This window comes from Streptomyces sp. NPDC054757 (assembly GCF_053612185.1).
The window spans coordinates 192,867-217,303 of the sequence record NZ_JBSHBW010000008.1 but is presented as its reverse complement, the minus strand read 5'-3'; the positions used below and the strand labels follow the sequence as shown (position 1 = coordinate 217,303).

23 protein-coding genes and 3 pseudogenes are annotated in these 24,437 nt (G+C 71.2%); 11 read left to right on the top strand and 15 right to left on the bottom strand.

The annotated features are described in order from the left end of the window. Nucleotides 1-98: 98 nt before the first annotated feature. The 3 genes and pseudogenes from ACWGKJ_RS13475 to ACWGKJ_RS13465 form a co-directional block, all read right to left on the bottom strand. Nucleotides 99-926 carry an inositol monophosphatase family protein gene (locus ACWGKJ_RS13475; protein WP_385030627.1) on the bottom strand — a complete coding sequence of 276 codons (828 nt, stop codon included), beginning with the start codon at nt 924-926 and terminating at the stop codon, nt 99-101. 41 nt (nt 927-967) lie between these two features. Further along, complete coding sequence (locus tag ACWGKJ_RS13470) at nt 968-2,779, bottom strand: gamma-glutamyltransferase family protein (RefSeq protein WP_385030629.1); 1,812 nt, start codon at nt 2,777-2,779, stop codon at nt 968-970. Nucleotides 2,780-3,350: 571 nt separating this feature from the next. Then, nucleotides 3,351-3,614: pseudogene (locus ACWGKJ_RS13465) on the bottom strand (LysR family transcriptional regulator); the annotation flags it as partial. A gap of 93 nt (nt 3,615-3,707) precedes the next feature. On the opposite strand from ACWGKJ_RS13465, the gene ACWGKJ_RS13460 reads away from it, so the two are divergent. The 4 genes and pseudogenes from ACWGKJ_RS13460 to ACWGKJ_RS13445 form a co-directional block, all read left to right on the top strand. Further along, on the top strand, nt 3,708-4,025 hold the full coding sequence (locus tag ACWGKJ_RS13460; RefSeq protein ID WP_385030632.1) for a hypothetical protein: 318 nt from the start codon (nt 3,708-3,710) through the stop codon (nt 4,023-4,025). Further along, complete coding sequence (locus ACWGKJ_RS13455; RefSeq protein WP_385030635.1) at nt 4,022-4,780, top strand: SDR family NAD(P)-dependent oxidoreductase; 759 nt, start codon at nt 4,022-4,024, stop codon at nt 4,778-4,780. Before ACWGKJ_RS13460 ends, ACWGKJ_RS13455 begins: the two co-directional genes overlap by 4 nt. A 92-nt stretch (nt 4,781-4,872) precedes the next feature. Then, nucleotides 4,873-5,877, top strand: a complete 1,005-nt coding sequence (locus tag ACWGKJ_RS13450) for an amidohydrolase family protein (RefSeq protein WP_385030638.1) — start codon at nt 4,873-4,875, stop codon at nt 5,875-5,877. A 194-nt stretch (nt 5,878-6,071) separates the two neighbouring features. Continuing rightward, nucleotides 6,072-6,229, top strand: a pseudogene (locus ACWGKJ_RS13445) (IS5/IS1182 family transposase); the annotation flags it as partial. A gap of 36 nt (nt 6,230-6,265) precedes the next feature. Here ACWGKJ_RS13445 and ACWGKJ_RS13440 read toward each other — a convergent pair. Continuing rightward, nucleotides 6,266-6,727 carry a hypothetical protein gene (locus ACWGKJ_RS13440; protein WP_385030689.1) on the bottom strand — a complete coding sequence of 154 codons (462 nt, stop codon included), beginning with the start codon at nt 6,725-6,727 and terminating at the stop codon, nt 6,266-6,268. A gap of 207 nt (nt 6,728-6,934) precedes the next feature. Here ACWGKJ_RS13440 and ACWGKJ_RS13435 point away from each other — a divergent pair, with 207 nt between their 5' ends. From ACWGKJ_RS13435 to ACWGKJ_RS13420, 4 genes are all read left to right on the top strand, one after another. Further along, nucleotides 6,935-7,594: a DedA family protein gene (locus tag ACWGKJ_RS13435; protein ID WP_385030641.1), complete on the top strand. Its 660-nt coding sequence runs from the start codon at nt 6,935-6,937 to the stop codon at nt 7,592-7,594. Beyond that, complete coding sequence (locus tag ACWGKJ_RS13430; protein WP_385030646.1) at nt 7,591-8,196, top strand: phosphatase PAP2 family protein; 606 nt, start codon at nt 7,591-7,593, stop codon at nt 8,194-8,196. The genes ACWGKJ_RS13435 and ACWGKJ_RS13430 overlap by 4 nt, the downstream gene beginning before the upstream one ends. Beyond that, on the top strand, nt 8,193-9,029 hold the full coding sequence (locus tag ACWGKJ_RS13425; RefSeq protein WP_385030649.1) for a phosphatase PAP2 family protein: 837 nt from the start codon (nt 8,193-8,195) through the stop codon (nt 9,027-9,029). Before ACWGKJ_RS13430 ends, ACWGKJ_RS13425 begins: the two co-directional genes overlap by 4 nt. Before the next feature lie 134 nt (nt 9,030-9,163). Continuing rightward, nucleotides 9,164-10,213 carry a lipoyl protein ligase domain-containing protein gene (locus tag ACWGKJ_RS13420; RefSeq protein ID WP_385030652.1) on the top strand — a complete coding sequence of 350 codons (1,050 nt, stop codon included), beginning with the start codon at nt 9,164-9,166 and terminating at the stop codon, nt 10,211-10,213. Between the two features lie 78 nt (nt 10,214-10,291). On the opposite strand, the gene ACWGKJ_RS13415 is transcribed toward ACWGKJ_RS13420, so the two are convergent. Continuing rightward, nucleotides 10,292-11,290, bottom strand: a complete 999-nt coding sequence (locus ACWGKJ_RS13415; protein WP_385030655.1) for a TIGR03842 family LLM class F420-dependent oxidoreductase — start codon at nt 11,288-11,290, stop codon at nt 10,292-10,294. A 311-nt stretch (nt 11,291-11,601) separates the two neighbouring features. Between ACWGKJ_RS13415 and ACWGKJ_RS13410 the strand changes: the two genes are divergently transcribed. After that, nucleotides 11,602-12,186 carry a nuclear transport factor 2 family protein gene (locus tag ACWGKJ_RS13410; RefSeq protein WP_385030659.1) on the top strand — a complete coding sequence of 195 codons (585 nt, stop codon included), beginning with the start codon at nt 11,602-11,604 and terminating at the stop codon, nt 12,184-12,186. A gap of 9 nt (nt 12,187-12,195) precedes the next feature. On the opposite strand, the gene hydA is transcribed toward ACWGKJ_RS13410, so the two are convergent. From hydA to ggt, 6 genes are all read right to left on the bottom strand, one after another. After that, on the bottom strand, nt 12,196-13,599 hold the full coding sequence (gene hydA, locus ACWGKJ_RS13405; RefSeq protein WP_385030662.1) for a dihydropyrimidinase: 1,404 nt from the start codon (nt 13,597-13,599) through the stop codon (nt 12,196-12,198). Nucleotides 13,600-13,651: 52 nt separating this feature from the next. Continuing rightward, nucleotides 13,652-14,932, bottom strand: a complete 1,281-nt coding sequence (locus ACWGKJ_RS13400) for an aspartate aminotransferase family protein (RefSeq protein WP_385030665.1) — start codon at nt 14,930-14,932, stop codon at nt 13,652-13,654. Further along, on the bottom strand, nt 14,929-15,771 hold the full coding sequence (locus tag ACWGKJ_RS13395) for a nitrilase-related carbon-nitrogen hydrolase (protein WP_453315732.1): 843 nt from the start codon (nt 15,769-15,771) through the stop codon (nt 14,929-14,931). Before ACWGKJ_RS13395 ends, ACWGKJ_RS13400 begins: the two co-directional genes overlap by 4 nt. Nucleotides 15,772-16,017: 246 nt before the next feature. Further along, the gene (locus ACWGKJ_RS13390; protein WP_385030668.1) at nt 16,018-16,416 is read right to left on the bottom strand and encodes a PPOX class F420-dependent oxidoreductase; all 399 of its coding nucleotides are present in this window, start codon (nt 16,414-16,416) and stop codon (nt 16,018-16,020) included. Between the two features lie 30 nt (nt 16,417-16,446). Continuing rightward, complete coding sequence (locus tag ACWGKJ_RS13385; RefSeq protein ID WP_385030671.1) at nt 16,447-16,698, bottom strand: helix-turn-helix domain-containing protein; 252 nt, start codon at nt 16,696-16,698, stop codon at nt 16,447-16,449. A 66-nt stretch (nt 16,699-16,764) separates the two neighbouring features. Further along, complete coding sequence (gene ggt, locus ACWGKJ_RS13380; protein WP_385030674.1) at nt 16,765-18,591, bottom strand: gamma-glutamyltransferase; 1,827 nt, start codon at nt 18,589-18,591, stop codon at nt 16,765-16,767. Between the two features lie 257 nt (nt 18,592-18,848). Here ggt and ACWGKJ_RS13375 point away from each other — a divergent pair, with 257 nt between their 5' ends. Beyond that, nucleotides 18,849-21,152, top strand: coding sequence for a beta-L-arabinofuranosidase domain-containing protein (locus ACWGKJ_RS13375; RefSeq protein ID WP_385030677.1), 2,304 nt, complete (start codon nt 18,849-18,851; stop codon nt 21,150-21,152). A gap of 66 nt (nt 21,153-21,218) precedes the next feature. Here ACWGKJ_RS13375 and ACWGKJ_RS13370 read toward each other — a convergent pair whose 3' ends face one another. After that, on the bottom strand, nt 21,219-21,842 hold the full coding sequence (locus tag ACWGKJ_RS13370) for a hypothetical protein (RefSeq protein WP_385030680.1): 624 nt from the start codon (nt 21,840-21,842) through the stop codon (nt 21,219-21,221). 141 nt (nt 21,843-21,983) lie between these two features. On the opposite strand from ACWGKJ_RS13370, the pseudogene ACWGKJ_RS13365 reads away from it, so the two are divergent. Next, nucleotides 21,984-22,257: pseudogene (locus tag ACWGKJ_RS13365) on the top strand (acyl esterase); the annotation flags it as partial. Between the two features lie 217 nt (nt 22,258-22,474). Here ACWGKJ_RS13365 and ACWGKJ_RS13360 read toward each other — a convergent pair. The 3 genes from ACWGKJ_RS13360 to ACWGKJ_RS13350 all read right to left on the bottom strand — a co-directional run bounded on the left by ACWGKJ_RS13360 (nt 22,475) and on the right by ACWGKJ_RS13350 (nt 24,435). After that, the gene (locus ACWGKJ_RS13360) at nt 22,475-22,915 is read right to left on the bottom strand and encodes a DUF6278 family protein (RefSeq protein WP_385025980.1); all 441 of its coding nucleotides are present in this window, start codon (nt 22,913-22,915) and stop codon (nt 22,475-22,477) included. Between the two features lie 62 nt (nt 22,916-22,977). Beyond that, the gene (locus ACWGKJ_RS13355; RefSeq protein ID WP_385025983.1) at nt 22,978-23,757 is read right to left on the bottom strand and encodes an exodeoxyribonuclease III; all 780 of its coding nucleotides are present in this window, start codon (nt 23,755-23,757) and stop codon (nt 22,978-22,980) included. A 30-nt stretch (nt 23,758-23,787) separates the two neighbouring features. Continuing rightward, nucleotides 23,788-24,435 (bottom strand): MBL fold metallo-hydrolase, encoded by a 648-nt coding sequence (locus ACWGKJ_RS13350; RefSeq protein ID WP_385025986.1) that lies wholly within the window; start codon nt 24,433-24,435, stop codon nt 23,788-23,790. Between the last annotated feature and the right edge of the window lie 2 nt (nt 24,436-24,437).

The window sequence follows — 24,437 nt, the reverse complement described above, 5'->3', positions numbered from 1 at the left end:
CGCGGCTCGCGGCTCGCCGACGGTCCGGGCGGCGCGGCGACGGCGAACCCGACGTATTGCGTCAGCTCTCCCCCTCCGGGATGGGCGGCGGCCGGGTCTCAGGTCCCGGCCGCCAGCAGCTGCCGCACCCGGTGGGCGGTCGCGGCGTCACGGGCGGCCGTGAACGGGAGCGCGTTGCCGCCCGTCACCCGGAACGGCTCGCCCATGAGCGTCAGATGGGCACCGCCCGCCTCCTCCACGAGAAGCAGTCCTGCCGCGTGGTCCCAGGCCAGTTCCCAGCTGAACGCCACGGCGTCGAGCGCGCCCCTGGCGATGGCCAGGTACTCCAGGCCCGCCGAGCCGCACGGCCTGGTCCTGATGCCCTCGGTGCGAAGGGCGAGCAGCGCGTTCTTCTGCTCGGGTGTGGTGAAGTCCGGGTGCGATGTGGCCACCCGGAGCTCCGCGCCGGGCGCGGGCGAACCGGCCTTCAGCGGCTCCCCGTTGAGGCGGGCGCCACCGCCCCGTACGGCGACGGCCATCTCGTCCAGCGCCGCCGCGTACGTCCAGGAGGCGAGCACCTCGCCGTGGTGGGCGAGCGCCACCAGGGTGCAGAAGCCCGGCTCGCCGCGCACGAACTGGCGGGTGCCGTCGACCGGGTCGACGATCCAGACGGGCGCGTCGCCGCGTATCGCCGCGTACGAGGACGGGTCCGCGGCGACGGCCTCCTCACCGACCACCACCGAGCCGGGCAGCAGTGCGGTGAGGGCGGCCGTGAGGTGTTCCTCGGCGCCGCGGTCGGCCACCGTCACCAGGTCGTGCGGACCGCTCTTCTCCGCGATCTCGTGCGCGGCGAGCTGCCGGAAGCGCGGCAGGATCTCAGCGGCGGCCGCCTCGCGAACCACCGTGTCGACCTCGGTCAAATCCCTGGTCAGTAGCTGTTCGGTCATGCCCCCATCTCAGCACACGCCGGTGAAGGCACCGCACCGGTTCAGCGTCCGACCGCGTAACCCTGCATGCCGCGCGGGTTCGCCGCCGCGCTCAGCACCCCGGTCAGCGGGTCACGGGCGACCGCGCACAGCCTGCCCTCGGACCAGGCGCCGCCGACCGTGACGTCATGGCCGCGGCGGCGCAGCTCCGCGATGGTCTCCTCGCCGATCCGGGACTCGACGGTGACGCTGCCGGGCCGCATGGCGCGCGGGAAGAAGGAGCCGGGGAAGGAGTTGTTGTGCCAGTTCGGGGCGTCGATCGCGCCCTGGAGATCCAGACCGCCGCGGACCGGGGCGGTCAGCGCGACCGCCAGGAAGAAGTGCAGCTGCCACTGGTCCTGCTGGTCGCCGCCCGGCGTCCCGAAGGCGAGCACCGGCACTCCGTCGCGCAGGGCGAGCGAGGGGGTGAGGGTGGTGCGCGGACGGCGGCCAGGAGTGAGCGAGTTCGGCAGACCCTCGTCCAGCCAGGTCATCTGGAGCCGGGTACCGAGCGGGAAGCCCAACTCGGGCACCACCGGGTTGGACTGGAGCCAGCCGCCGCTCGGGGTCGCCGAGATCATGTTGCCCCAGCGGTCCACGATGTCGAGGTGGCAGGTGTCGCCGCGGGTGGCGCCGTCCCCGGCGACGGTCGGCTCGCCCGCTCCGGCCGCCGGGATGGCCAGGGCGTCGAACCCGGGCTCGCCCGCCGCCACTGCGGTGGCGTGCCCGCTGAGCCGGGGCGTGCGCCCTCCGGGGCTGCCGGGGCGCAGTTCGTGCGAGGCAGCGCCGGTGATCAGGGCGCGGCGCTCCGCGTTGTACGGAGCGGAGAGGAGCGTGTCGAGCGGCACCTCGTCGGCGTCCCCGTACCAGGCCTCCCGGTCGGCCATCGCCAGTTTGCAGCCCTCGATGAGCAGATGGACGTAGTCGGCGGAGCCGTACGGGGGCAGTTCCCCCGGCTGGTCGGGGAGGAGGGCGAGCTGCTGGAGGAAGGCCGGGCCCTGGCTCCAGCCCCCGGCCTTGCAGAGGGTCCAGCCGTTCCAGTCGTACGTGGCGGGCGCCTCGTACGACGCCGACCAGCCGGCCAGGTCGGCCGCGGTGAGGGTGCCGGTGTGCCGGGCGCCGCTGGTGTCCATGGTGGGGCGCTGCGACTGGCGCACCAGCGCCTCGGCGATGAAGCCCTCGCGCCAGACCGCGCGGGCGGCGTCGATCTGGCCGATCCGGTCCCGCGTCCCGGAGGTGGCCTCGGCTATCAGCCTGCGCCAGGTCGCGGCGAGCGCGGGGTTGCGGAACAGCTCGCCGGGTGCGGGTGACCTGCCGTCCGGGAGGTACACATCGGCGGACGTGGGCCACTCGGTCTCGAAGAGTTCCCGTACGGTCTCGACGGTCTGGCCGACGCGTTCGACGGGGGCGTGGCCGTCCTCGGCGTAACCGATGGCGTAGGTGAGTACGTCGGTGAGGGACTTGGTGCCGTGGTCGCGGAGGAGCAGCATCCAGGCGTCGAAGGCGCCGGGCACCGCGGCGGCCAGCGGCCCGGTGCCCGGGACCAGGTCGAGGCCGAGCGAACGGTAGTGCGCGACGGTCGCGCCCGCGGGGGCCGGGCCCTGACCGCAGAGCACCCGCACGTCGCCGCCGGCCGGGGCGATGACCGCGGGCACCTCCCCGGCCGGCCCGTTGAGGTGCGGCTCGACTACGTGCAGGACGAAAGCGGCGGCGACGGCGGCGTCGTAGGCGTTCCCCCCGTCCTCCAGCACGGCCATCGCGGACTGGGAGGCGAGCCAGTGGGTGGATGACACCATGCCGAAGGTGCCCTGGAGGGTGGGGCGGGTGGTGAACATACGGGCTCTCACCTCACTGTTTACGCGCGTCAGACGGTCGAATCTGCACTCAGGACCGGGCCTGGAGAGAATCCGGGGAGTGTGGATCGGCACTCTCCTCCGCCCGCTCCCCCAGCAGGCTATCGATCGCCCTGCGCCCCTTCTTCCCCGCCTCCGGCATGAAGTGCGCGTAGTGATCGAGCGTGATGGTCGGCGATGAATGCCCCAACCACTTGGCGAGGGTGACGACTGACTCGGGTCCGCTGCACGAACGGGTGACATCTGAACTGGCTTGCCCTGTGGGGCAGGTGGGAAGGATGTCGTTGTGCCCAAGCCTTATCCGGAGGAGTTCCGCCAGGACGTCGTGCGGATCGCGAGAACCGCGACCCGGGTGTGACGGTCGAGCAGGTGGCCTCCGACTTCGGAGTCCATCCAATGACGTGGTGGAAATGGATGCGCCGCGCGGACGTCGACGAGGGCGCCAAGCCCGGGGTGAGCAGTCAGGAAGGTGCGGAGCTGCGCCAGGCGCGTCGGCACGGCCGATCGGACGGCGTGGCGGATCTGCCGGGACAACCGCTGGTGGAGCGTGCTCGGCCCGGCGGGCCTTCTCGGCGGCCGCGTCGACCGCGTTGAGCGCGTGCCGGCCGTGGTGCAGGAGGGCTTCACCGGCGGGGGTGAGACGGACGCTCCGGCTGGATCGCTCCAGCGGTTTCACGCCGAGGCGGGCCTCCAGGCGCCGCACCGCTTTGGACAGGGCCGGCTGCGCGATGGCCAGGCGGGCGGCCGCGTGGCCGAAGTGCGGTTCTTCGGCGACGGCGACGAAGTACTCCAGCTCGCGCGTTTCCAGATCGGGCATACCCCCAAGCCTGTCTCGACTCATTCCTCCGAGGCATCAATCGAGAACGAGCAGGTCTTGGACGTTCCCGGAAAGTGCCTGTTCACTGGTGTCATGATTCACCACACGATGATCGTTTCGTTCGACAACCCGATTCCCTCCAGTGAGCTGGGCCAGTACCTGAAGGAGTTCGAGGAGCTCGTGATGGGCTCCGGTCTGGTCGAATCGGTCGCGGCCCGGCACCACATCCGCGTCCCGGGTGACGACCATGCTCCGGTGGCGGTGGCCTCCGCGATCGTGCAGCTGCGCCTGGCCGACCTCGACGCCCTGAACGCCACCTTCACGATGCCCGGGGCCCTCGACCTCATCAAGCGCTGGCAGGCCCGTCACCCGTACAAGGCGATCTGGGTCAACCACGAGCCGCTGGCATGAGCAGCTACACGGGCACAGCCGGTCTGGTGACCGGCGCCGGCAGCGGAATCGGGCGCGCCGCCGCGCTCGATTTCGCCCGGCGTGGTGCCGCGGTCGCCGTCCTGGACCTGGACGAGGACCGTGCCCGCGAGACCGTGGAGCTGATCGCCCAGGAGGGCGGCCGGGCCGAGGCCGTCGCCGTCGACATCGGCGACGAGGCGTCCGTCCGGCAGGCGGTGGCCCGGGTCGTGGACGCGTTCGGCGGGCTCGACTTCGCGGTCAACAGCGCCGGAGTCCCCTCGCACAACCGGGTCCTGACCGACATGACGCTCCAGGAGTGGGAGCACGTGCTGCGGGTCAACGTGATCGGCACCTGGCTGTGCATGAAGTACGAACTGCCCGCCTTGCAGCAACGCGGCGGCGGGGCAATCGTCAACGTCGCCTCCAACGGCGGCCTGTACGCCATCCCGGCGGCGCCGGCGTACGTGGCCGGCAAGCACGGTGTGGTCGGCCTGTCCAAGGTGGCCGCCGTCGACTACGGCCCGGACAACATCCGGGTCAACGCACTGTGCCCCGCACTGACGAAGACGGCCATGTTCGACGACGTCGTCGCACGGGTCGGCACGCAGATGGTCGCTCAGCAGGAGGCCGTCACCCCGCTGCGCAGGCTGGCGGAGTCCGAGGAAGTCGCCGCCGCCGCGGTGTGGCTGTGCTCACCGGAGGCCACCTACGTCACCGGCACCGCCCTGTCGGTCGACGGCGGCCGCCGAGCCTGAAAGGCCGGCAGGCGGCGGTGGACGGGGGCCGAACGCCGGTCCACCGCCGCCTGCCATCCGGGGGCACCGGCAACGAGAGGGAGAGAGCCGAGATGACTGACCACCGCGTCATCGCCGTAGAAGAGCACTTCACCACCCGCGCGTACCTCGAACGGGCCCACGGCCTGGACTTCGCTCCCGGCGACCGCACCGAGGTCGAGCTCACCCGCGCCGTCGAAAGCCTTGAACCCACCCGTTCCCGGCTCCTCGACCTCGACACGCGCCTGGCCGCCATGGACGCGGCCGGACAGGACATGGCGCTGCTGAGCCTGAACCCGCCCGGTGTCCAGCCGTACGCACCGGCCGACGCGGCCGGCCTGGCCCGCGACTTCAACGACGAACTCGCCCAGATCGTCAGGGACCGGCCCAGCCGTTTCGGCGGGCTGGCCACCGTCGCGCCGCAGGCCCCCGAAGAAGCCGCGGCGGAGATCGAGCGGGCCATGGGCCCGCTCGGCCTGCACGGCATCATGATCAACTCGCACACCCGCGGCCACTACCTGGACGAGCCGCAGTTCGCCCCGCTGCTCGCCGCGGCCGAGGCCCACCACGCCCCGGTCTACCTGCACCCCCGGGTACCGAGCATGCTCGACCAGTACTCCCGTTACGGCATGTCCGGCGCCATCTGGGGCTACGCGGCCGAAGCCTCGCTGCATGCCATGCGGCTCATCCTCAGCGGCACCCTCGACCGCCACCCCGGCCTGAGCATCATCCTGGGCCACCTCGGCGAAGGCATCCCCTACTACCTCAAGCGCATCGACAACCGCCACGCCTTCGCCGCACGCACCCAGGGCGCCGCAACGACGATGCCCCACCTGGAGCTGACGCCCAGCGACTACTTCCGCCGCAACTTCACCATCACCACCAGCGGAATCGACGACCCCGACGCCCTCGACCTCGCCCTGCGCGCCGTCGGCGACTCCAACATCATGTTCGCGATCGACGCCCCCTACGAAGACACCGCGCAATCGGTCGCCTTCCTCAGGACGGCTCCCCTCACCGACACCCAACGAGCCAACATCAGCCACAACAACGCCGAGCGTGTCTTCGGCCTGACATAAGGCAGGGCAGAAAGCCCACCGACGGGACCCCGACCACGACCGGATCGGTGACGGGGGCAGACACGGCCCCGGAGCGACCGTGGATCACGGGAGTGCTCCGGAGGAGCCGACGGATGCGCGAAGAAGCGTTCTCCCCGCCGACGCGGGGGTGCTCCGGTGATCAAGCGCTCTGGTGCGTTGCGGATCAGGTCAGAGGTCCGAGCCCCGTGGACCGGGCAAGCCGGGTTCCAGGATGCACGTCCTGTCCGACGCGAACGGACTGCCCCTCCTTGCCGACCTCTCCGCGGCGAACACCCACGACAACCTCGCGCTGAAGCCTGAGGAGGCGGGCCCCGCCTCGCCCTTCGGACCCGGTGATCTCGCCCGCCGGGCCCGGCAGCCCCACCCCTCAGGGCCGGTGGCCACCGTGGCCGGGCCCGTGCTCCGGGCGGTGCGGGGGGCGTCTGCGGCGGCCCTGGTGCGGGTGGATCCGGTGGTGCGGGCGGTGGACCGGCTGGGCCGGTCTGCGTCCGGCCCGGGTCTGCCGTACGGCGGACCGGCGCCCCTGCCCGCCGCCTCCCGCCCCGGGCGCGGCCTCACCACCACCGCCACCACCACGGCCGGGCCCCTGGGCTCTCTCGGCCCGCTCGGCGGCCTGCGTCTGCTGACGCAGCCTGCGTCCCTGGGCCGCGAAGACCGCGGCGATGACGATCCACAGCACGGTGGCGATCCAGGCGTACGGCTTCGGCGCCCAGGCCAGCCAGATGAACGCCCAGACGAAGAACACCGCCGCCAGCGCGAAGTACCGGGTCGCCGTGGTGCGGGCGAGCCACCGCGAAGCGGCTGCGGCCGGCCGTTCATTGCGCTCCATGGACGGAACCTAACCCGTGTTGGCGCCCCACCGCCCTCCGACGGCATGGAACGCTCCCCGGCCCGCTATCGTCTACGGTTACGTAGACCGTCTACTGAACTGTAGTCGTTTCGGCGTGGTCCACTTCCCTGGCCAGGACCGCACCGGCCCTCCGGTGCGGCGGTCCGGCCCAGGGCACCCGCTCGTCCTACCGGAAAGGCCGGGACCTTGCTCACAGCTTCGACACTCGCGGTGAACATCCTCGACGCGCAGTCCGTGCTGACCGCCTTCGGCGTGGCCGGGATCGCCGTGGTGATGTTCGCCGAGACCGGCCTGCTGGTCGGCTTCTTCCTGCCCGGCGACACCCTGCTGTTCACGGCGGGGCTGCTCTGTACGGGCAGTTCGACCGGCAGTCTGAGGCTGTCGCTGCCCCTGGTGCTGCTCGCGTCGGCCGCCGGGGCCCTCGCCGGGGCGCAGTGCGGCTATCTGATCGGCCGCAAGGCCGGAGGCGCCCTGCTCGCCCGCAGCCGCTCGGAGCATCTGCACAAGGGGGCGGCCCGCGCCGAGGAACTGCTCGGCAAGTACGGTCACGCGAAGGCCATCGTGCTCGCCCGCTTCGTCCCGGTGGTGCGCACGGTGCTCAACCCGATGGCGGGGGCACTCTCCGTACCGGTCAGGACGTTCACGCTCTGGCAGGTGGTCGGCGGGCTGGTCTGGAGCCAGGGCCTGGTACTGGCCGGGTACGCGCTGGGGTCGTCCATCCCGAACGTGGACCACTATCTGCTTCCGATCATCGCGGTGATCGTCGTCGTGTCTCTGCTGCCCCTCGCCCTGGAGCTGCGACGCTCCCGCAGGAACCAACCGCGTACCGACGGAGTCAGTGAATGAACCTCGCCTACGACGGATCGCCGGTCGACGGCGGTCTCTACACGGACACGGTGGATCTGGCCCGTCGCGCCCCCGGATGGCTGGACTCGGCCGTCTCCGTCTGGTCCGGATACGGGCTCGCGCTCTTCGCCGTACTGATCGCCGCCGGGTGGTGGCGGGCCCGTCGGCAGGGGGCCACGGCCGGGCTGATGGGGCTGGCCGTGCCGGTGATCGTGGTGCTGGCCTACTGCGTCAACGACGCCGTCAAGCTGGTCGTACGGGAGGACCGGCCGTGCCAGAGCCTGCGGGTGACGACGCTGGAGGCGTGTCCGGCACCAGGCGACTGGGCGTTCCCGAGCAACCACGCGGCCCTCGCCTTCGCCGCGGCGGTGGCGCTGCTCTTCGTCTCCCGGCGGCTGGGCGCGGCCGCCCTGGTCTGCGCGGTCGCGATGGCTGCATCCCGGGTCTGGGTGGGCGCCCACTATCCGCACGATGTCGCCGCCGGTGCGCTGGTGGGCACACTGGTCGCGCTGGTGCTGGCGACGGCGCTGCGGCGACGGCCCGAGGCCCTGGCGAGGCGCCTCACGGACACCAGGCTGCGCCCGCTGCTGGTCTCGTCGTGAACCGGCGGGGCGCCGCCGACCTGGCCGTGTCGGGGGCCGTGGGCTCACTCGCGGGGTTCGTCCTGCTGACGCTGGTGGTGGTGGGACACCACGGCGCCCCGCTGCTGACGGACGGCTGGCTGCTCTCCTGGTCGGTGCACCACCGGCCACCGGTCGCGGTCGCCGCGGCGCGCGGCGTCACCGACACGGGCTCGGGGCTCGTCCCATATCTCCTGACGGTACTGGCGGGGGTGATCGCCGGACGCGGCCCGCGGCAGCGGGTGACCGCCGCGGTCGCCTGCCTGGCCTGCCTGGTCGTGGCGCAGCTGGTGCGGTACGGGGTGATGTCGCTGGTCGCGCGGGAACGTCCGCCGGCCGGCGACTGGGCCGCACAGGCATCGGGGTGGTCGTTCCCTTCCGGGCACACCACCACGTCGGCGGTGACCGCGGGGCTGCTGATCGCCGCGGTGCTGCTGCGTGTCCGGCACGGCAGAAGAACGATCGCGGCCGGGATCGGCTGCTGGGCGGTGCTCGTCGGGCTCAGCCGGGTGTACCTCGGTGTCCACTGGTCCACGGATGTGGCCGGCGGCTGGCTGCTCGCCCTCTGCTGGCTCTGCCTCTGCTTCCGGCTGGCGGTCCGCCACTGCCCGGCCGTCCCGCACGAAGCGAACGACCCGCACACGCCACACGTGCCGCATGAGCCGCGCAAGCCGCACGAGCCCCACGAGCCGCACGACAGTGCCGTACCGCTCGGAAAGCAGCCGCCCGAGTCCCGTCCACGGGAGCCGCGTCCACGGGACGGCGCCGACGGGCACGCCGGTGCGCCGGGCGGCTCGTACGGGGAGACGCACTGACGCCGACCAGAGCCACCCCACCCCGCCCGGCCCGGCCCGGTCGCGGAATGACCGCGCCGGATCCGGCGTTGTCGCAGGCCGGGGCCGTACGCGGGTGGCCGCGCGGATGGTCCGGCTGATCTGGAGGCAAGGCTGTGCACGGTGAGTACAAGATCCCTGGCGGCAAGCTCGTCGTCGTCGACCTGGACGTCGAGGGCGGCGCACTGCGCAACGTCCGGGTGTCCGGGGACTTCTTCCTGGAACCCGACGAGGCGATCCTGGACATCGACGCCGCGCTGGAAGGCGCACCGGCCCACACCGACGCCGCCGGGCTCGCCGCCCGCATCAGCGCCGCGCTGCCCCCGGCGGCCGTGCTGCTCGGCCTCTCCCCCGAGGGCGTCGCCGTGGCCGTGCGCAGGGCCCTGACCCGGGCCACCGAGTGGAGTGCCCACCGCTGGCAGCTGATCCACGACCGCCCGCAGTCCCCCGCCCTGCACATGGCGCTCGACGAGGTCCTCACCGCCGAGGTCGCGGCGGGCCGGCGCCCGCCCACACTGAGGGTCTGGGAGTGGGCCGCCCCCGCGGTGATCATCGGCAGCTTCCAGTCCCTGCGCAACGAGGTCGACCCGGAGGGCGCCGAGCGCCACGGTGTGACGGTCGTCCGCCGGATCTCGGGCGGCGGGGCCATGTTCGTCGAGCCCCGGAGCACCATCACGTACTCGCTCTCGGTCCCGGAGTCGCTGGTCTCCGGCCTCTCGTACGCCGACAGTTACGCGTATCTGGACGACTGGGTGCTCGGCGCGCTGGCCGACATGGGCATCAAGGCGTGGTACCAGCCGCTCAACGACATCGCCACCGAGGCCGGCAAGATCGCCGGCGCGGCCCAGAAGCGCATCGCGAACGGCGGGGTGCTGCACCACGTGACGATGGCGTACGACATCGACGCCGACAAGATGACCGATGTGCTGCGCATCGGGCGGGAGAAGCTGTCCGGCAAGGGAATCGGCAGCGCCAAGAAGCGCGTCGACCCGCTGGCCCGGCAGACCGGTCTGCCGCGCGACGAGGTCATCCAGCGGATGATCGCTTCCTTCCGCGACCGCTACGGCCTCGCCGACGGCCGTGTGACGGAGGAGGAGATGGGCCGGGCACGGGAGTTGGCGGCGGCCAAGTTCTCCTCCGCGGAGTGGACGGCGCGGGTGCCGTGACGGCCGGCGGGCCCACGTCCGCTCCCCTTCCACTCCTCCCTTCTGCTCCTCCGCACCACCTCCGTTTCCGCCGCCGGGTCAGGCGAGGGCCGGGATGATCTCTTCGCCGTACGCGTCGATGACGCTCTCGCGGGCATCGTGCATCGCGTACACCGCGAACTGATCCACGCCCAGGTCCCGCAGTGCCCGCAGCTTCTCGATGTGCGCCTCAGCGGGGCCGAGCAGACAGAAGCGGTCCACGATCCCGTCGGGGACGAACGCGGCGTCCGGGTTGCCGCTGCGGCCGTGGTGGCTGTAGTCGTACCCCTCACGCCCCTCGATGTACGCGGTGAGCTCGTCGGGCACCTGCGCGGAGTGCGTCCCGTAGCGGGCCACCAGATCGGCGACGTGGTTGCCCACCATGCCGCCAAACCAGCGGCACTGCTCGCGGGCGTGGGCCAGGTCGTCGCCGACGTACGCGGGCGCCGCCACGCAGATCTTCACGGCGTCCGGGTCCCGGCCCGCGTCGGACGCGGCCGTCCGGACCGCCTCGACCATCGACGCGGTGAGGAAGGGATCGGCGAGCTGGAGGATGAACCCGTCGGCCCGCTGCCCGGCCAGCGCGAGCGCCTTGGGACCGTACGCGCCCATCCAGACCGGGAGCTTCCCGTCCACGACCCAGGGCAGCCGCAGCGGCCGGCCGTCCACGTCGGCCTCGCGTCCCTCGGCCAGATCGCGGATCACCCCGATCGCTTCGCCCAGCGTGGCCAGCGTGTTGGGCTTGCGCCCCGCGACCCGCATCGCCGAGTCACCGCGCCCGATGCCGCAGACCGTGCGGTTGCCGTACATCTCGTTGAGCGTGGCGAAGGTGGAGGCGGTGACCTCCCAGGTCCGGGTGGACGGGTTGGTGACCATGGGCCCCACGGTCAGGCTCGTGGTGTGCTCCAGGATGCGGCTGTAGATGACGAACGGCTCCTGCCAGAGGACAGCCGAGTCGAAGGTCCAGCCGTAGCGGAAGCCGTTGCGCTCCGCGCGCCGCATCAGTCCGACGACGGCGGAGGCGGGCGGATCGGTCTGCAGGACGAGTCCGAAGTCCAAGGCGTTGCTCCTCATGGGTGCGGATTCCGGGGGGGGGCTCGGAACGCGGGGTCTCGGCGACCCGGGATCCCGGCGGCGCGGGTCCGGTGCGGCGGTGTCCGGAGGTGCGGCCGCCAGGCGCCGCGGGGTCAGGCGGAAGCGGTACGGCCCTGTGGCCACCCCGGCCCCTTGGGAGGACGGCCGTCACGGGTGTCCTCCCAAAGGTTCGGGTGGAAAGACCGTCAGATCGCGGGTGTAGCGTCACATCGGTGGACAGCACTGTCTCCTCTGCGCGGGTCTCCCCCTCGTGCACACCGTAGAAGGAGAAGGACATGACCGTGGGCACGCGTGTCGAGGACCGTTCGGCCATCGCCGATCTGATGACCGGGTGGATGCACCGCGATCTGGGCGAGTGGGAGCAGTTGCGTGAGCTCTTCCACCCCGACGGCACCATCGAGATCACCTGGTTCGAGGGACGGGCCGACGACTTCGTGGATGCCTCCGCCCGGATGGGCAGTTCCAGTCTCCGGAGCAAGCACCTGATCACGCGCCCGTCAATCACCTTCAACGGCGACCGGGCCCTGGTCGAGACCAACGCGATGCTCATCGCCGAGAACGTCGCACTCGATCTGGGCTGCACCGCCCACAACCGCTTCTGGGACCGGGTCGAGCGGCGCGACGGCGACTGGCGCATCGTGCACAGGGCGAGCGTGTACGACATGTGCTCCTTCGACTTCCTCGCGAAGCTCCAGGACATCGACGAGAGCGCGGTCCGCGGCTACCCGCGGGCCTACGCGGCCCTCGCCTATCTCCTGGAGAAGTCCGGATTCCCGGTCGCCCGCACATTCCCGACCAGGGGCAGCGAGCTGGAGGCCGAGTTGAAGGCGGCGGGCCGGGCCTGGCTCAGTGAGGGCTGAGTCCCGCGCTCAGTGTGCGTACTCGCCGAGACCGCGCGGCACATAGGACCCGTGCCCCGCGTGGCCGACGTAGTCCCGGCCGTCGATCACCGGAACACCGCGGGAGAGCACCGTCTCCACCCGGCCCGTCACCCGCTTGCCCTCGTACGCCGAGTAGTCGACGTTCATATGGTGCGTGGCGGCGGACATCACCTGCTCGGCGGCGGGGTCGTACACCACGATGTCCGCGTCGGCGCCCGGGGTGATCGTGCCCTTCTGCGGATACAGGCCGAACATCCGGGCCGGCGCCGCGCAGGCGATCTCGATCCAGCGGCGGCGGCTGATGTGCCCGTCGATCACGGCCTGGTGGAGCAGGTCCATCCGGTTCTCCACCCCCGGCATGCCGTTGGGGATCTTCGAGAAGTCGCCCCTGCCCATGTCCTTCTGGCCCTTGAAACAGAACGGGCAGTGGTCCGTGGAGACCACCTGCAGATCGTTCGAGCGCAGCCCGCGCCAGAGCGCCGCCTGGTGCTCCACGGGGCGCAGCGGAGTGGAGCAGACGTACTTGGCGCCCTCGAAGCCGGGCTCCGCCAGGTTGTCGGTCGACAGGAAGAGGTACTGCGGGCAGGTCTCGCCATAGACAGGAAGGCCCTCGTCGCGGGCTCGCGCCAGTTCGGCCACGGCCTGCTGTGCCGACACATGCACCACATAGAGGGGGGCGCCCGCCACCTGGCTCAGCTTGATCACCCGGTGCGTCGCCTCCGCCTCCAGGAGTGCGTGCCGGACTTCGCCGTGGTAGCGCGGGTCCCGCTCACCGCGGGCCAGCGCCTGCTCCACCAGGACGTCGATCGCCAGGCCGTTCTCCGCGTGCGTCATCACCAGGGCGCCGTTGGACCCGGCGCGCTGCATGGCCCGGAGGATCTGGCCGTCGTCGGAGAGGAACACCCCCGGGTACGCGGTGAAGAGCTTGAAGGAGCTGACACCGCCCGCGACGAGCCGGTCCATCTCCTTGAGCGAGGACTCGTTCACATCGGACATGATCATGTGGAAGGCGTAGTCGACCGCGCACTTCCCGTCCGCCTTGGCGTGCCAGGTGTCGAGTCCCTCACCGAGTGATCCGCCCTTGGACTGGATGGCGAAGTCGATGATGGTCGTCGTGCCGCCCCAGGCCGCTGCCCTGGTCCCGGTCTCGAAGGTGTCGGACGCGAAGGTGCCGCCGAAGGGCATCTCCATATGGGTATGGGCGTCGACCCCGCCGGGCACCACGTACTTGCCGGTGGCGTCGATCGTACGGTCGGCGGTCCATGCCTCGGCGGCGGCGGAGCCGTGCGCGGCGAGCGCGGCGATCCGGCCGTCCTCGATGAGGACGTCGGCGTGGGTCTCCTCCGCGGCGGTGATGACGAGACCGCCGCGGACCAGGGTGCGGGTGCTCATGGTGCGGTGCTTCCTCTCTCGTACAGCGCTGTGTGCGGCGGGAAGCCGCCGACTACCCTGCGCGCAGGGCCTCTTCGAGGATGGCGGCGCCCTCTTCGGCCTCCGCGACATTGAGCGAGAGCGGAGGTGCGATACGCAGCACGCTGGTGTCGTGCCCGCCGCCCTTGCCGATCAGCAGGCCGCCTTCCCTGGCCGCCTCCAGAACGGCTGCCGCGGCCTCCGGATTCGCCTCGTCGGTGCCGGGCTTCACCAGCTCGACGCCGATCATCAGGCCGCGGCCGCGCACCTCGCGTACGAGCGGGGACTGCGCACCGACGGCCCGCAGCCGTTCGAGCAGCAGACCGCCGATCCGGCGGGCGTTGCCCTGGAGGTCGTGTTCCAGGAGGTAGGTGAGGTTGGCGAGGCCCGCGGCCATGGTGACCGGGGAACCGCCGAAGGTCGAGATGGAGTTGGCGTCCAGACAGTTCATGACATCGGCGCGGGCGACGACACCGCCGATGGACATGCCGTTGCCGATGCCCTTGGCGAAGGTGAGGATGTCCGGCGGACCGTTCTCGGCGTGCGCCTGCCAGCCCCAGAAGTGCTCGCCGGTACGCCCCCAGCCGGTCTGGACCTCGTCCGCGATCCAGAGGATCCCGTGCCGGTCGAGCACCTCGCGGAAGGCGGCGAAGAGTCCGTCGGGCGGCGCGGTGAAACCGCCGACGCCCTGGATGGGTTCGGCGATCAGCGCCGCCGGGTCATGGGCGTGGCCGAGCAGGTCCTCCAGGTCGGCCACGCACGCCTCGGTGAACGCGGCGTCGCTGAGGTGCGCGTACGGGCCCCGGCTGCGGACCCCGCCGTGCACGTACAGCGTCTGGAGCGGGGAGAGACCCGTCGGTGACCAGCCGCGGTTGCCGGTGATGCCGACGGTCGTGAAGGAGCGGCCGTGGTAGCTGTTGCGCATCGCCAGGATCTGGTTGGACCCGCGGTACGCGGTGGCGAGGAGCAGCGCGGTGTCGTTCGCCTCGGTGCCCGATGTGGTGAAGAAGACCCGGGCGTCCGGGATCCCGGACAGTGTCGCGATCCGCTCGGCCAGCTCCACCATCGGCCGGTTGAGGTAGAGCGTCGACGAGTGCACGATCCGGCCGGCCTGCTCGCTGATCGCCTTGGTCACCTCGGGCAGCGCGTGGGCGGTCATGGTGGTGAGGATGCCGCCGAAGAAGTCGAGATAGCGGTTGCCGTCCGCGTCCCAGACGTGCCGGCCCTCGCCGTGGGTGATCTCGATAGGCTGCCGGTAGTAGGTGGCGAGCCAGTCGGGGAGTACGGCCTGATGCCGCTGGTACAGGTCGCTCACGGCTGCACCAGCCCCTCGTACGCGTCGGGCCTGCGGTCCCGGTAGAACGCCCACTGCTGGCGCACCTCGTCGATGAGGTCCAGGTCGAGGTCGCGGACGAGGAGTTCCTCGCTCTTGTCGTCCGCGACCTCGCCGACGAACTGGCCGCGCGGGTCGACGAAGTAGCTGGTGCCGTAGAAGTCGTTGTCGCCGTACTCCTCCTGGCCGACCCGGTTGATGGCGGCGATGAAGTACTCGTTGGCGACAGCCGCCGCGGGCTGCTCCAGCTGCCAGAGGTAGGCGGAGAGTCCCCGCGAGGTGGCGGAGGGGTTGTAGACGATCTGCGCCCCGTTCAGGCCGAGTTGGCGCCACCCCTCGGGGAAGTGGCGGTCGTAGCAGATGTACACGCCGACCTTGCCGACCGCGGTGTCGAAGACCGGCCAGCCCGCGTTCCCCGGTTTGAAGTAGTACTTCTCCCAGAAGCCCTTGACCTGCGGGATGTGGTGTTTGCGGTACTTGCCGAGGTAGCTGCCGTCGGCGTCGATGACGGCGGCCGTGTTGAAGTAGAAGCCGGACTGCTCCTCCTCGAAGACCGGGACCACGATCACCATGCCGGTCTCGCGGGCGAGTTCCCGCATCCGCGTGACGGTCGGCCCGTCGGGCACGGGCTCCGCCCAGCGGTAGTGCTCGGCCTCCTGCACCTGGCAGAAGTACGGGGCGTTGAAGACTTCCTGGAATCCGATGATCCGCGCGCCCTGACGGGCGGCCTCGCGGGCATGCTCCTCATGCTTGGCGATCATGGACTCGGTGTCGCCGGTCCAGGTGGCCTGGACCAGTGCGGCGCGTACGACGTGGGACATGAGCAGCTCCTTCAACAGGGCGCCACGAAGCTCTACGCACGTAGACAGGTTGCGTAGGAGGAGAACGTAAGCCCCGTCCCAGACTGGGGCAAGACCATCGCCGTCAACCGGCAGAGTCGATCATGTTTCGTCTCCGCATGATCAGTTCACCCTCCGGCCGCGATCAGATTGCGCGCCCGGCGCCTCCGGCGCGCCCCGCACCGGACGGTCGCCCCGCACCGGTACGCCCGTCCCCCCTGGGCCGCTTCAGCCGAACGTCACGGCGATCCCGGTGTGCGGCCGCTTGCCGAGCCGGACGATGGCGCCCGGCACATCGACGAGCACGAACTGCCAGGTGTACTTGGCCCTCAGCAGCCGCCGCACCCGCCGGGTATCCGCTTCTCCGAGCAGCCGCGCCACCCCCTCGGCGGACGGCGCGCCCTCCGCGACCCTGCCCCGTACATCACAGACGGCCACCCGCACCCGGCTGTCCCGGCGCAGCCGCTTGACCTTCCAGGAGTCGGTACGGGTCCAGACGAAGAGCTCGCCGCTGTCCATCGCGGCCCAGACGGGCGTGGCGACGGGCGTGCCGTCCCTGCGGAAGGTGGTCAGACTGACGTACTTGCTGCGGGCGAGTGCGTCGGAGGTCGTGGCGTCGGGTGTCATACCCGGAGCGTAGGGCCGCGGGCCCCCGGTTCATACGGCCACCGGTGAGCAGCGCGCCGCGACCTCGTCCATGGAGAGCCCGAGCACCGCCGCGAGCGCCGCGACCGTGAAGAAGGCGGGGGTCGGGGCCCGGCCGGTCTCGATCTTCCGGAGCGTCTCGGCCGAGATGCCCGCGGCGGCGGCGATCTCGTTCATGGTGCGCGCGCCGCGCGCCTCGCGGAGCAGACGGCCGAACCGTTCGCCGCGTGCGCGCTCTTCGGGGGTGAGAGGGGTACGGACCATGCCGTCATTGTAATACCACTATGACCGGTATAGTAATGTGCCCGAACGTCGGCCCGCCCCGCTCCCTCAGGGCCGGCCGTCCGGGCGGACCACCATCGCGGAACCGCCGCCCCTGCGGACCGGTTCCGCCGCCGCCAGCCAGCGGCCGTCCGGCAGCCGCTGCACCCCGGTCGCCGCACCGATCTCCGGGTTGAGGGTGAACTTGTGCCCGAGCGCCTCCAGTTGGCCGCGCAGTGGACTGTTGTAGAGCGCCGGTTCGAGCTCCGTCGTGGCGGCGTTGCGCTGGCTGGCCCTGGGCGCGGCGATGGCGTCCACCAGGGGCAGACCGCGGTCGAGATGGCCGATGAGCGTCTGGAGCACGGTGGTGATGATGGTCGCGCCGCCCGGCGACCCGACGGCCAGCACCGGCTTCCCGCCCCGCAGGACGATCGTCGGCGAGATCGAGGAACGCGGCCGCTTCCCGGGCCCCGGCAGGTTGGGATCGTGGACGGCCGGGTCGGCAGGGGCGAAGGAGAAGTCCGTCAGCTCGTTGTTGAGCAGGAATCCGCGGCCGGGCACGGCCATGGCGCTGCCGCCGGTCTGCTCGATGGTCAGCGTGTACGCCACCACGTTGCCCCACTTGTCGGCCACCGTCAGATGGGTGGTGTTCTCACCCTCGTAGGTGGTGGGGGCCGCGCCGCCGCTGTTCCCGCACCGCCGCGGGTGGCGCGGGTCGCCCGGGGCCAGCGGGCTGGTCAGGACCGCGTCGTCCTTGATGAGGCAGGCGCGGGAGTCCGCGAAGCGCTGGGAGAGCAGGTCCTTGGTGGGTACGGACTCGAAGGCCGGGTCGCCGACCCAGCGGCCCCGGTCGGCGAAGGCGATCCGGCTCGCCTCGATGTAGTGGTGCAGATACTGCACCTGGGACGCCTTCGAGAGGTCGGTGCGCTCCAGGATGTTGAGCGCCTCGCCGACCGTCGTACCACCGGACGAGGACGGCGCCATGCCGTACACGTCGAGTCCGCGGTACGAGGTCTCGGTGGGGGCGCGGTGCAGAGGTGCGTACGCCCGCAGGTCCCGCGCCGTCAGGTCCCCGGGGCGGGCGTTACGGGTCGAGCCGGGGGCCAGGTCCGGCTTGCGGACCGTCCGTACGATGTCCCGGCCGAGGCTGCCGCGGTAGAGCTCGCCGACGCCCTTGCGGCCCAACTCCTCGTAGGTGCGGGCCAGATCGGGGTTCTTCAGCGTGGAGCCCACGGCGGGCGGCCGGCCGCCGGGCAGGAAGAGCTTCGCCGTCGCGGGGAAGTCCGCGAAGCGTGCCTGGTTGTCCTGCGTCTGGCTGTGGAAAGTCGGGTCGACGGTGAACCCGTCCCTGGCGATCCGCTCGGCCGGTTTCAGTACCGTGCCCAGCGACTTGCGGCCCCAGGAGGTGAGCGCGGAGTCCCAGGTGGCGGCGGTGCCCGGGGTGCCCACGCTCAGACCGCTGGTCACCGCGTCCGCGAAGGGCAGCGGTTTGCCGTTCTCGAGGAAGAGCGAGGAGTCGGCGGAGCGCGGGGCGGTCTCACGGCCGTCGATGGTCCGCACCCGGTGGGTCTTCGCGTCGTAGTAGACGAAGTAGCCGCCCCCGCCGATACCGGCCGAGTACGGCTCGGTCACCCCGAGTGCGGCGGCCGTCGCCACCGCGGCGTCCACCGCATTGCCGCCCTCGCGGAGCACCTCAATGCCCGCGGCCGACGCGTCCTGGTCGACGCTCGACACCGCGCCGCCGTAACCGACCGCGACCGGGGTCTTCGCCACCGCGCTCCCCCGCTGCTGCCCCTGCGCCGCTCCGGCGGCGGAGGGCGGCGCGGTCGCCCCCACCGACAGCAGGGCGGCGGCGACAGCCAGATACGACAGCTTCCGTACGGTGACACGGCGCATCCATGACCTCCAGCGGAGAGACGTACGGCGCAGCGTAGCCCGCCCGCCGCGCATGCGTCATGGACACGAACTTCTGCCGTTGGCCTGGACATGACCATTTCCGCGTGCTGTCATTCCGGATGGCACCGCCCCTTCCGGCGTGGGTAATTTCCAACGTTGGAAAGGATTTTCCCTGTCAGGGCCAGTCAGGGCCGAGGCTGTCGGCGACACTCTGCCGCCGCGCCGCGCCGCGCCCTCAGTCACCAGGAGCCGCCCCCATGCCCCTGAACCGTCGTCAATTCGCGCTCTCCGCCCTCGCCGCGGGCACCATGGGTCTCCAACTGCGTCTGGCCGGGGGCGCCCAGGCCGCCCCCACACCGGCCGCCGCCCGTGTCGCCCCCGCCCGTGGCGGTCACTACGCGCCCAGCGCCGCACCCCTGGCACCGACCGCCTTTCTGCGGCTGCCGCCCGGCGCCGTCACCGCGCACGGCTGGCTCGACGGCCAGCTCCGGCTGCAGCTCGCGGGTCTGTGCGGCCGGTATGCCGACATCTCGCACTTCCTGGACATGGACAACACCGGCTGGGTGCACCCCGACCGGGTCGGCTGGGAGGAGGTGCCCTACTGGCTGCGCGGCTATGTCGACCTCGCCGTACTGACCCAGGACGCCACCGCGCTCGCCGCCGTACGCCGCTGGATCGACGCCATCGTCGCCACCCGGCAGCCCGACGGCTTCTTCGGCCCGGCGGCTCTGCGCACCTCGCTCGGCGGCGGCCCCGACTTCTGGCCGTTCCTGCCGCTGACCTGGGCCCTGCGCAACTGGCAGGAGTACAGCGGCGACACCCGGATCATCCCGCTGCTGTCCGCCTTCTTCCGTTACATGAACGCCCAGGGTCCGGGCGCCTTCAACCAGAGCTGGGTGTCGGTGCGCTGGGGTGACGGCCTGGACAGCGTCTTCTGGCTCTACAACCGCACCGGCGAGAGCTTTCTGCTCGACCTCGCCGACAAGATCCACACGAACGGCGCCGACTGGGTCGACAACCTCCCGACGCTGCACAACGTCAACATCGCCCAGGGCTTCAGAGAACCGGCACAGTACGCGCTGCGCTCGCCCTCCACCGCGCTCACCCGGGCCGCCTACCAGAACTACACCTCCGTGATGTCCGCCTACGGCCAGTTCCCCGGCGGCGGCTTCGCGGGCGACGAGAACGCCAGGCCAGGCTTCGGCGACCCCAGGCAGGGCTTCGAGACCTGCGGCATCGTCGAGTTCATGGCCAGCCACCAGCTGCTGGCCCGGATCACCGGCGACCCGGTGTGGGCCGACCGCTGTGAGGAACTGGCCTTCAACTCGCTGCCCGCCGCACTGGACCCGGCGGGCAAGGGCGTGCATTACATCACCAGTGCCAACTCCGTCGACCTGGACAACACCCCCAAGACCCAGGGCCAGTTCCAGAACGGCTTCGCCATGCAGTCCTACCAGCCGGGCGTCGACCAGTACCGTTGCTGCCCGCACAACTACGGCATGGGCTGGCCGTACTTCACCGAGGAGCTGTGGCTCGCCACCCCGGACAACGGACTGGCCGCCGCCATGTACGCGCCCAGCAGCGTCACCGCCAAGGTCGCCGACGGCACCGCGGTCACGGTCACCGAGACCACCGACTATCCCTTCGCGGACACGGTCACCCTCAGGATCACCGCCCCGCGCGCGCTGGCCTTCCCGCTCTATCTGCGCGTCCCCGGCTGGTGCGCGGCCCCGCGGATCAGCGTCAACGGCCGGCCGGTCAGCGCCCCCGCGGGCCCCGCCTTCACCAGGATCAGCCGTACCTGGAAGAGCGGTGACACCGTCACCCTCCAGCTCCCCCAGTCGACCACCGTACGCACCTGGCCCGACAGCCACGGCGCCGTCTCCGTCGACCACGGCCCGCTCACCTACGCGCTGGACATCGGCGAGGACTACGTCCAGTACGGCGGCAGCACCGAATTCCCCGAGTACGAGGTGCACGCCACCACACCCTGGAACTACGGGCTCGCGCTGGACTCCGGGTCCCCGTCCCTCAGCAGGGCCGGCGGCTCACTGGCCGCCAACCCCTTCACCCATGACGGCGCCCCACTGCGCATCACCGCGCCCGCCCGCCGGATCGCCGAGTGGAAAACCGACGGGCAGCAGGTCGTCAACGTGCTGCAGACCAGCCCGGCCCGCAGCACCGCCGCCGTCGAGACCGTCACGCTGATCCCGATGGGCGCCGCCCGGCTGCGTATCTCCGCCTTCCCCACGGCCGCGCCCGACGGTCACCCCTGGACGCCGGCCGGCGACTTCCTGAAGGTCCGCAACAAGAACTCGGGCAAGGTCCTCGGCGTCGATCTGATGTCCACGGCCAACAGCGCACCGGTCGTCCAGTACGACGACAACGGCACCGCCGACCACCTCTGGCAACTGACCGACAACGGCGACGGCTGGTACCGCATCCGCAACAAGAACTCCGGCAAAGTCCTCGGCGTCGACCAGATGTCCACCGCCAACAGCGCACCCGTCGTCCAGTACGACGACAACGGCACCGCCGACCACCTCTGGCAACTGGGCTGACCGGCCCCCGGCAACGGGACCGACCGTGCGGCCCACGGCACCCGGCCGCCGTGGGCCGCGCGGATGTCACCTGGGCGGAACGGCCCCCGGCCCGGTCCTTCCGTACCCCGTACCGGGCGCATCGCCCCCGGGGCGGCGGCCCGGCGCGTACTCGCCGATCAGCGCCACCAGCCCGGCCGGGTCCACATCGAAGACCTGCGCCTCGATGCAGAGCCCCTGCGCCCGTTCACCGCGGCCGAGCGCCGGGGCGAGCCTGCGGTACATCGACCGCGGCCGGCAGAACCGGGGCAGCGCCTCGGTCCCCGGCGCGAAGTCCACGACGACATGGGTACCGGTCCTGCCGCCCTCGGCCGCCTCGGTGACCGCGACACCCGATACGGCGGGCCATGGCACGGTGCGGGCGGGCCAGAGGGGCAGGCGCACGGTCAGCCCGCCGTCGCCCGGGGCCAGCCGCAGCGGTCGCACCAGATATCCGACGAAGGTGACGGTGAAGAAGGCGAGGAGCAGTCCGGCGATGACCATCAGGGTGCCGCCGACCGCCCCGTACTCCCCGGAGACGACCGGCGGGATGGCCACCACCCAGGCGACGAGCACCACCACCGCCGCCACCGGGACCCACTGCAGCTTCCCCCTGAGCCGCAAGGTCGTGTCCGCTCGTCCCTGGTCCGCGCCGTTCTCCGCATTCGTCACACCGTGAGCTTGAAACGTCGGACGCGTTCGCGCCAGGGTTTCGCTGAATTCCGGTCAACTACTCTCCGGTGGCGGCACGGCAGCAGGGCCTCGCGGGGGCATGGCCGCCCTCGCCACCGGCAGTACGAGGCCGGGCGGCCCCTCGTCGCATACCTCTGCGACAAGGGGCCGCCCGGCCTCGGCAAGCTGGTCGGAGACGCGCCCTACACCTTTCCACGGGAGCCACCCGGCAGGGCGGTTCCCGCCGGGATCCATGCCGCACGGCGTACGACGTGCCGACGGGCCGTTGTCCGGCCCTGGCGACCGACACCGTCGACCGCCTGAACGTCGGGCACAACCCGACCGGCGCACAGCTGACCTTCTCCTCACGCGGGTCCGACCGTCGTATCTGTCGGCCCCGCTGCGCGAGAAGTGATCACCGGCTGCTGCCGGGCGGGCTTGGTGCCCTACGTGCTACTGCGCTCCCGGCAGCAGCGTTCCTGGTTCGGCCGGACCCGGCCGTCTGCGGACGGTCGATTACGCAAACTATCCACCCCGCCAAGGGACTTCACACCCGACACGCGCTAAGTAGCCATAAACCGTATTTGTATTGAAAAGCGGTGAAGTGCACTAAAGCGCTGCAATTCGGGCACTCAGGCCTCTGCGGCTTCCGAGTAGACCTGCGAGAGTTCAGGTGCGCCCGCGACCGCCCAGTCGAGTCCGGCCTCGACCACATTGACCTCGCGCCCCGATGCGAGCCGGACCACCGGTGTGCCGCCCGGCAGGACGTCCCAGACCGCGCCCTCGACGGTCCTGACGATGAGGGTCCCGAGGTAGAGACCCGCGTCGTTGCCCAGCCAGGGCAGCTCTTCGGGATCGTCGCGCCAGTTCGGCGGAAGCTGGTCGAGCGCGGCCAACGAAGCCGGTGAGTCATCGAGTTGCAACCCCTCCTGGCCGGCTCTGGCGCGCAGCAGCTCACACTCGGAGAGCAGCTCGCCCACCCCCTGCGGGTCGTTGCGCACCGCCGTCGCGAGTGTCTCCGCGTACTCCGTGCCGTGCCGCCTGCGCCAGTTGTCAAGGAAAGGGATATTCACGCCGCTCAGCCTCGCATTCCGCCGGACAGTCGTACCAACAGGCGCGCGGACCCCCGGGGCCCTCAGACGTCGAGATCGACGACGACCGGGGCGTGGTCCGACGCGCCCTTCCCCTTACGCGCCTCACGGTCCACATAACTGTCCTTGACGGCGGCGGCGAAGGGTTCGTTGCCGTACACCAGGTCGATGCGCATGCCCCTGTTCTTCGGGAACGCGAGCTGGCGGTAGTCCCAGAAAGTGTACGCACGGTCATACTTGAGCGGGCGGGGCACCACATCGCTCAGCCCCTCCTCGCGGAGCGCGGCGAGCGCGGCGCGCTCGGCCGGGGTGACATGGGTGGCCCCCTCGAACAGCGACGGGTCCCAGACGTCCTCGTCCACCGGGGCGACATTGAAGTCCCCCAGGACGGCGAAGGGCCGCGCGCCCGCTGCGTCCGTGGCGACCGCCGCCTTCAGCGCGGCCAGCCACTGGAGCTTGTAGCCGTAGTGCGCGTGGTCGACCTCGCGGCCGTTCGGCACGTACACCGACCAGACGCGGGCCGGGCCGCAGGTCGCGGAGATGGCTCTCGGCTCCTGCGTGCCCTCGTACTCCGGGCCGCCGGGCAGGCCCATGACCACGTCCTCCAGGCCCAGCCGGGAGATCAGCGCCACGCCGTTCCACCGGCCGGTGGCGTGGACCGCCGACTCGTACCCCAGCTCACGCAGCTCGTCCGTGGGGAACTGCTCGGCGGTGCACTTGGTCTCCTGGACGCACAGCACATCCGTGCCGCTGCTCTCCAGCCAGTCCAGCACCCTCGGAAGACGGGCGGTGATCGAATTGACGTTCCAGGTGGCGATGCGCATGGGACCCAACCTAACCGGTGGCACCGACAGTCAGAGCTCCGTGGCGTCGCCCGGCATCAGCCGGGTGTGCTCGGCGCCCCCGAGGTTGCCGACATGTGTGTCGTACACACCGCGCGCCAGATCCTTGAGCAGCGCGTCGTGGACGTCGATGGCCTGCCGGGGCCGCACCTCGCGGACGTAGTCGATCACCTCGGAGATCTTGTTCCACGGCGCGTGCACCGGAAGCATCAGGGTCTCGACCGGCTGGTCGGGCACGGTGAAGGCGTCGCCCGGGTGGAAGACCGAACCGTCGACCAGGAAGCCGATGTTGGTGATCCGGGGCAGATCCGGGTGGATCACCGCGTGCAGCTCGCCGTGCACCTGGACGCCGAAGCCCGCGGCCTCGAAGGTGTCCCCGTGGCCGACGGTGTGCACCCGGCCGGGGAATCCGGCGGAGAGCTGCTCGGCGACGCTGCGCAGGGTCCAGATCTGGGCGGTCGGATTCGCCTCCATCCCGGCACGCAGCCGGTTCTCGTCGAAGTGGTCCGGGTGCTCGTGCGTCACGAGAATGGCGTCGGCGCCGAGCGCCGCGTCCTCCTCGCTGAACCCTCCCGGGTCGATGACGAGCGTCTGTCCGTCCTTCTCCAGCCGGATGCAGGCGTGGGTCTTCTTCGTCAGTTTGATCGTCATACCCACCATCC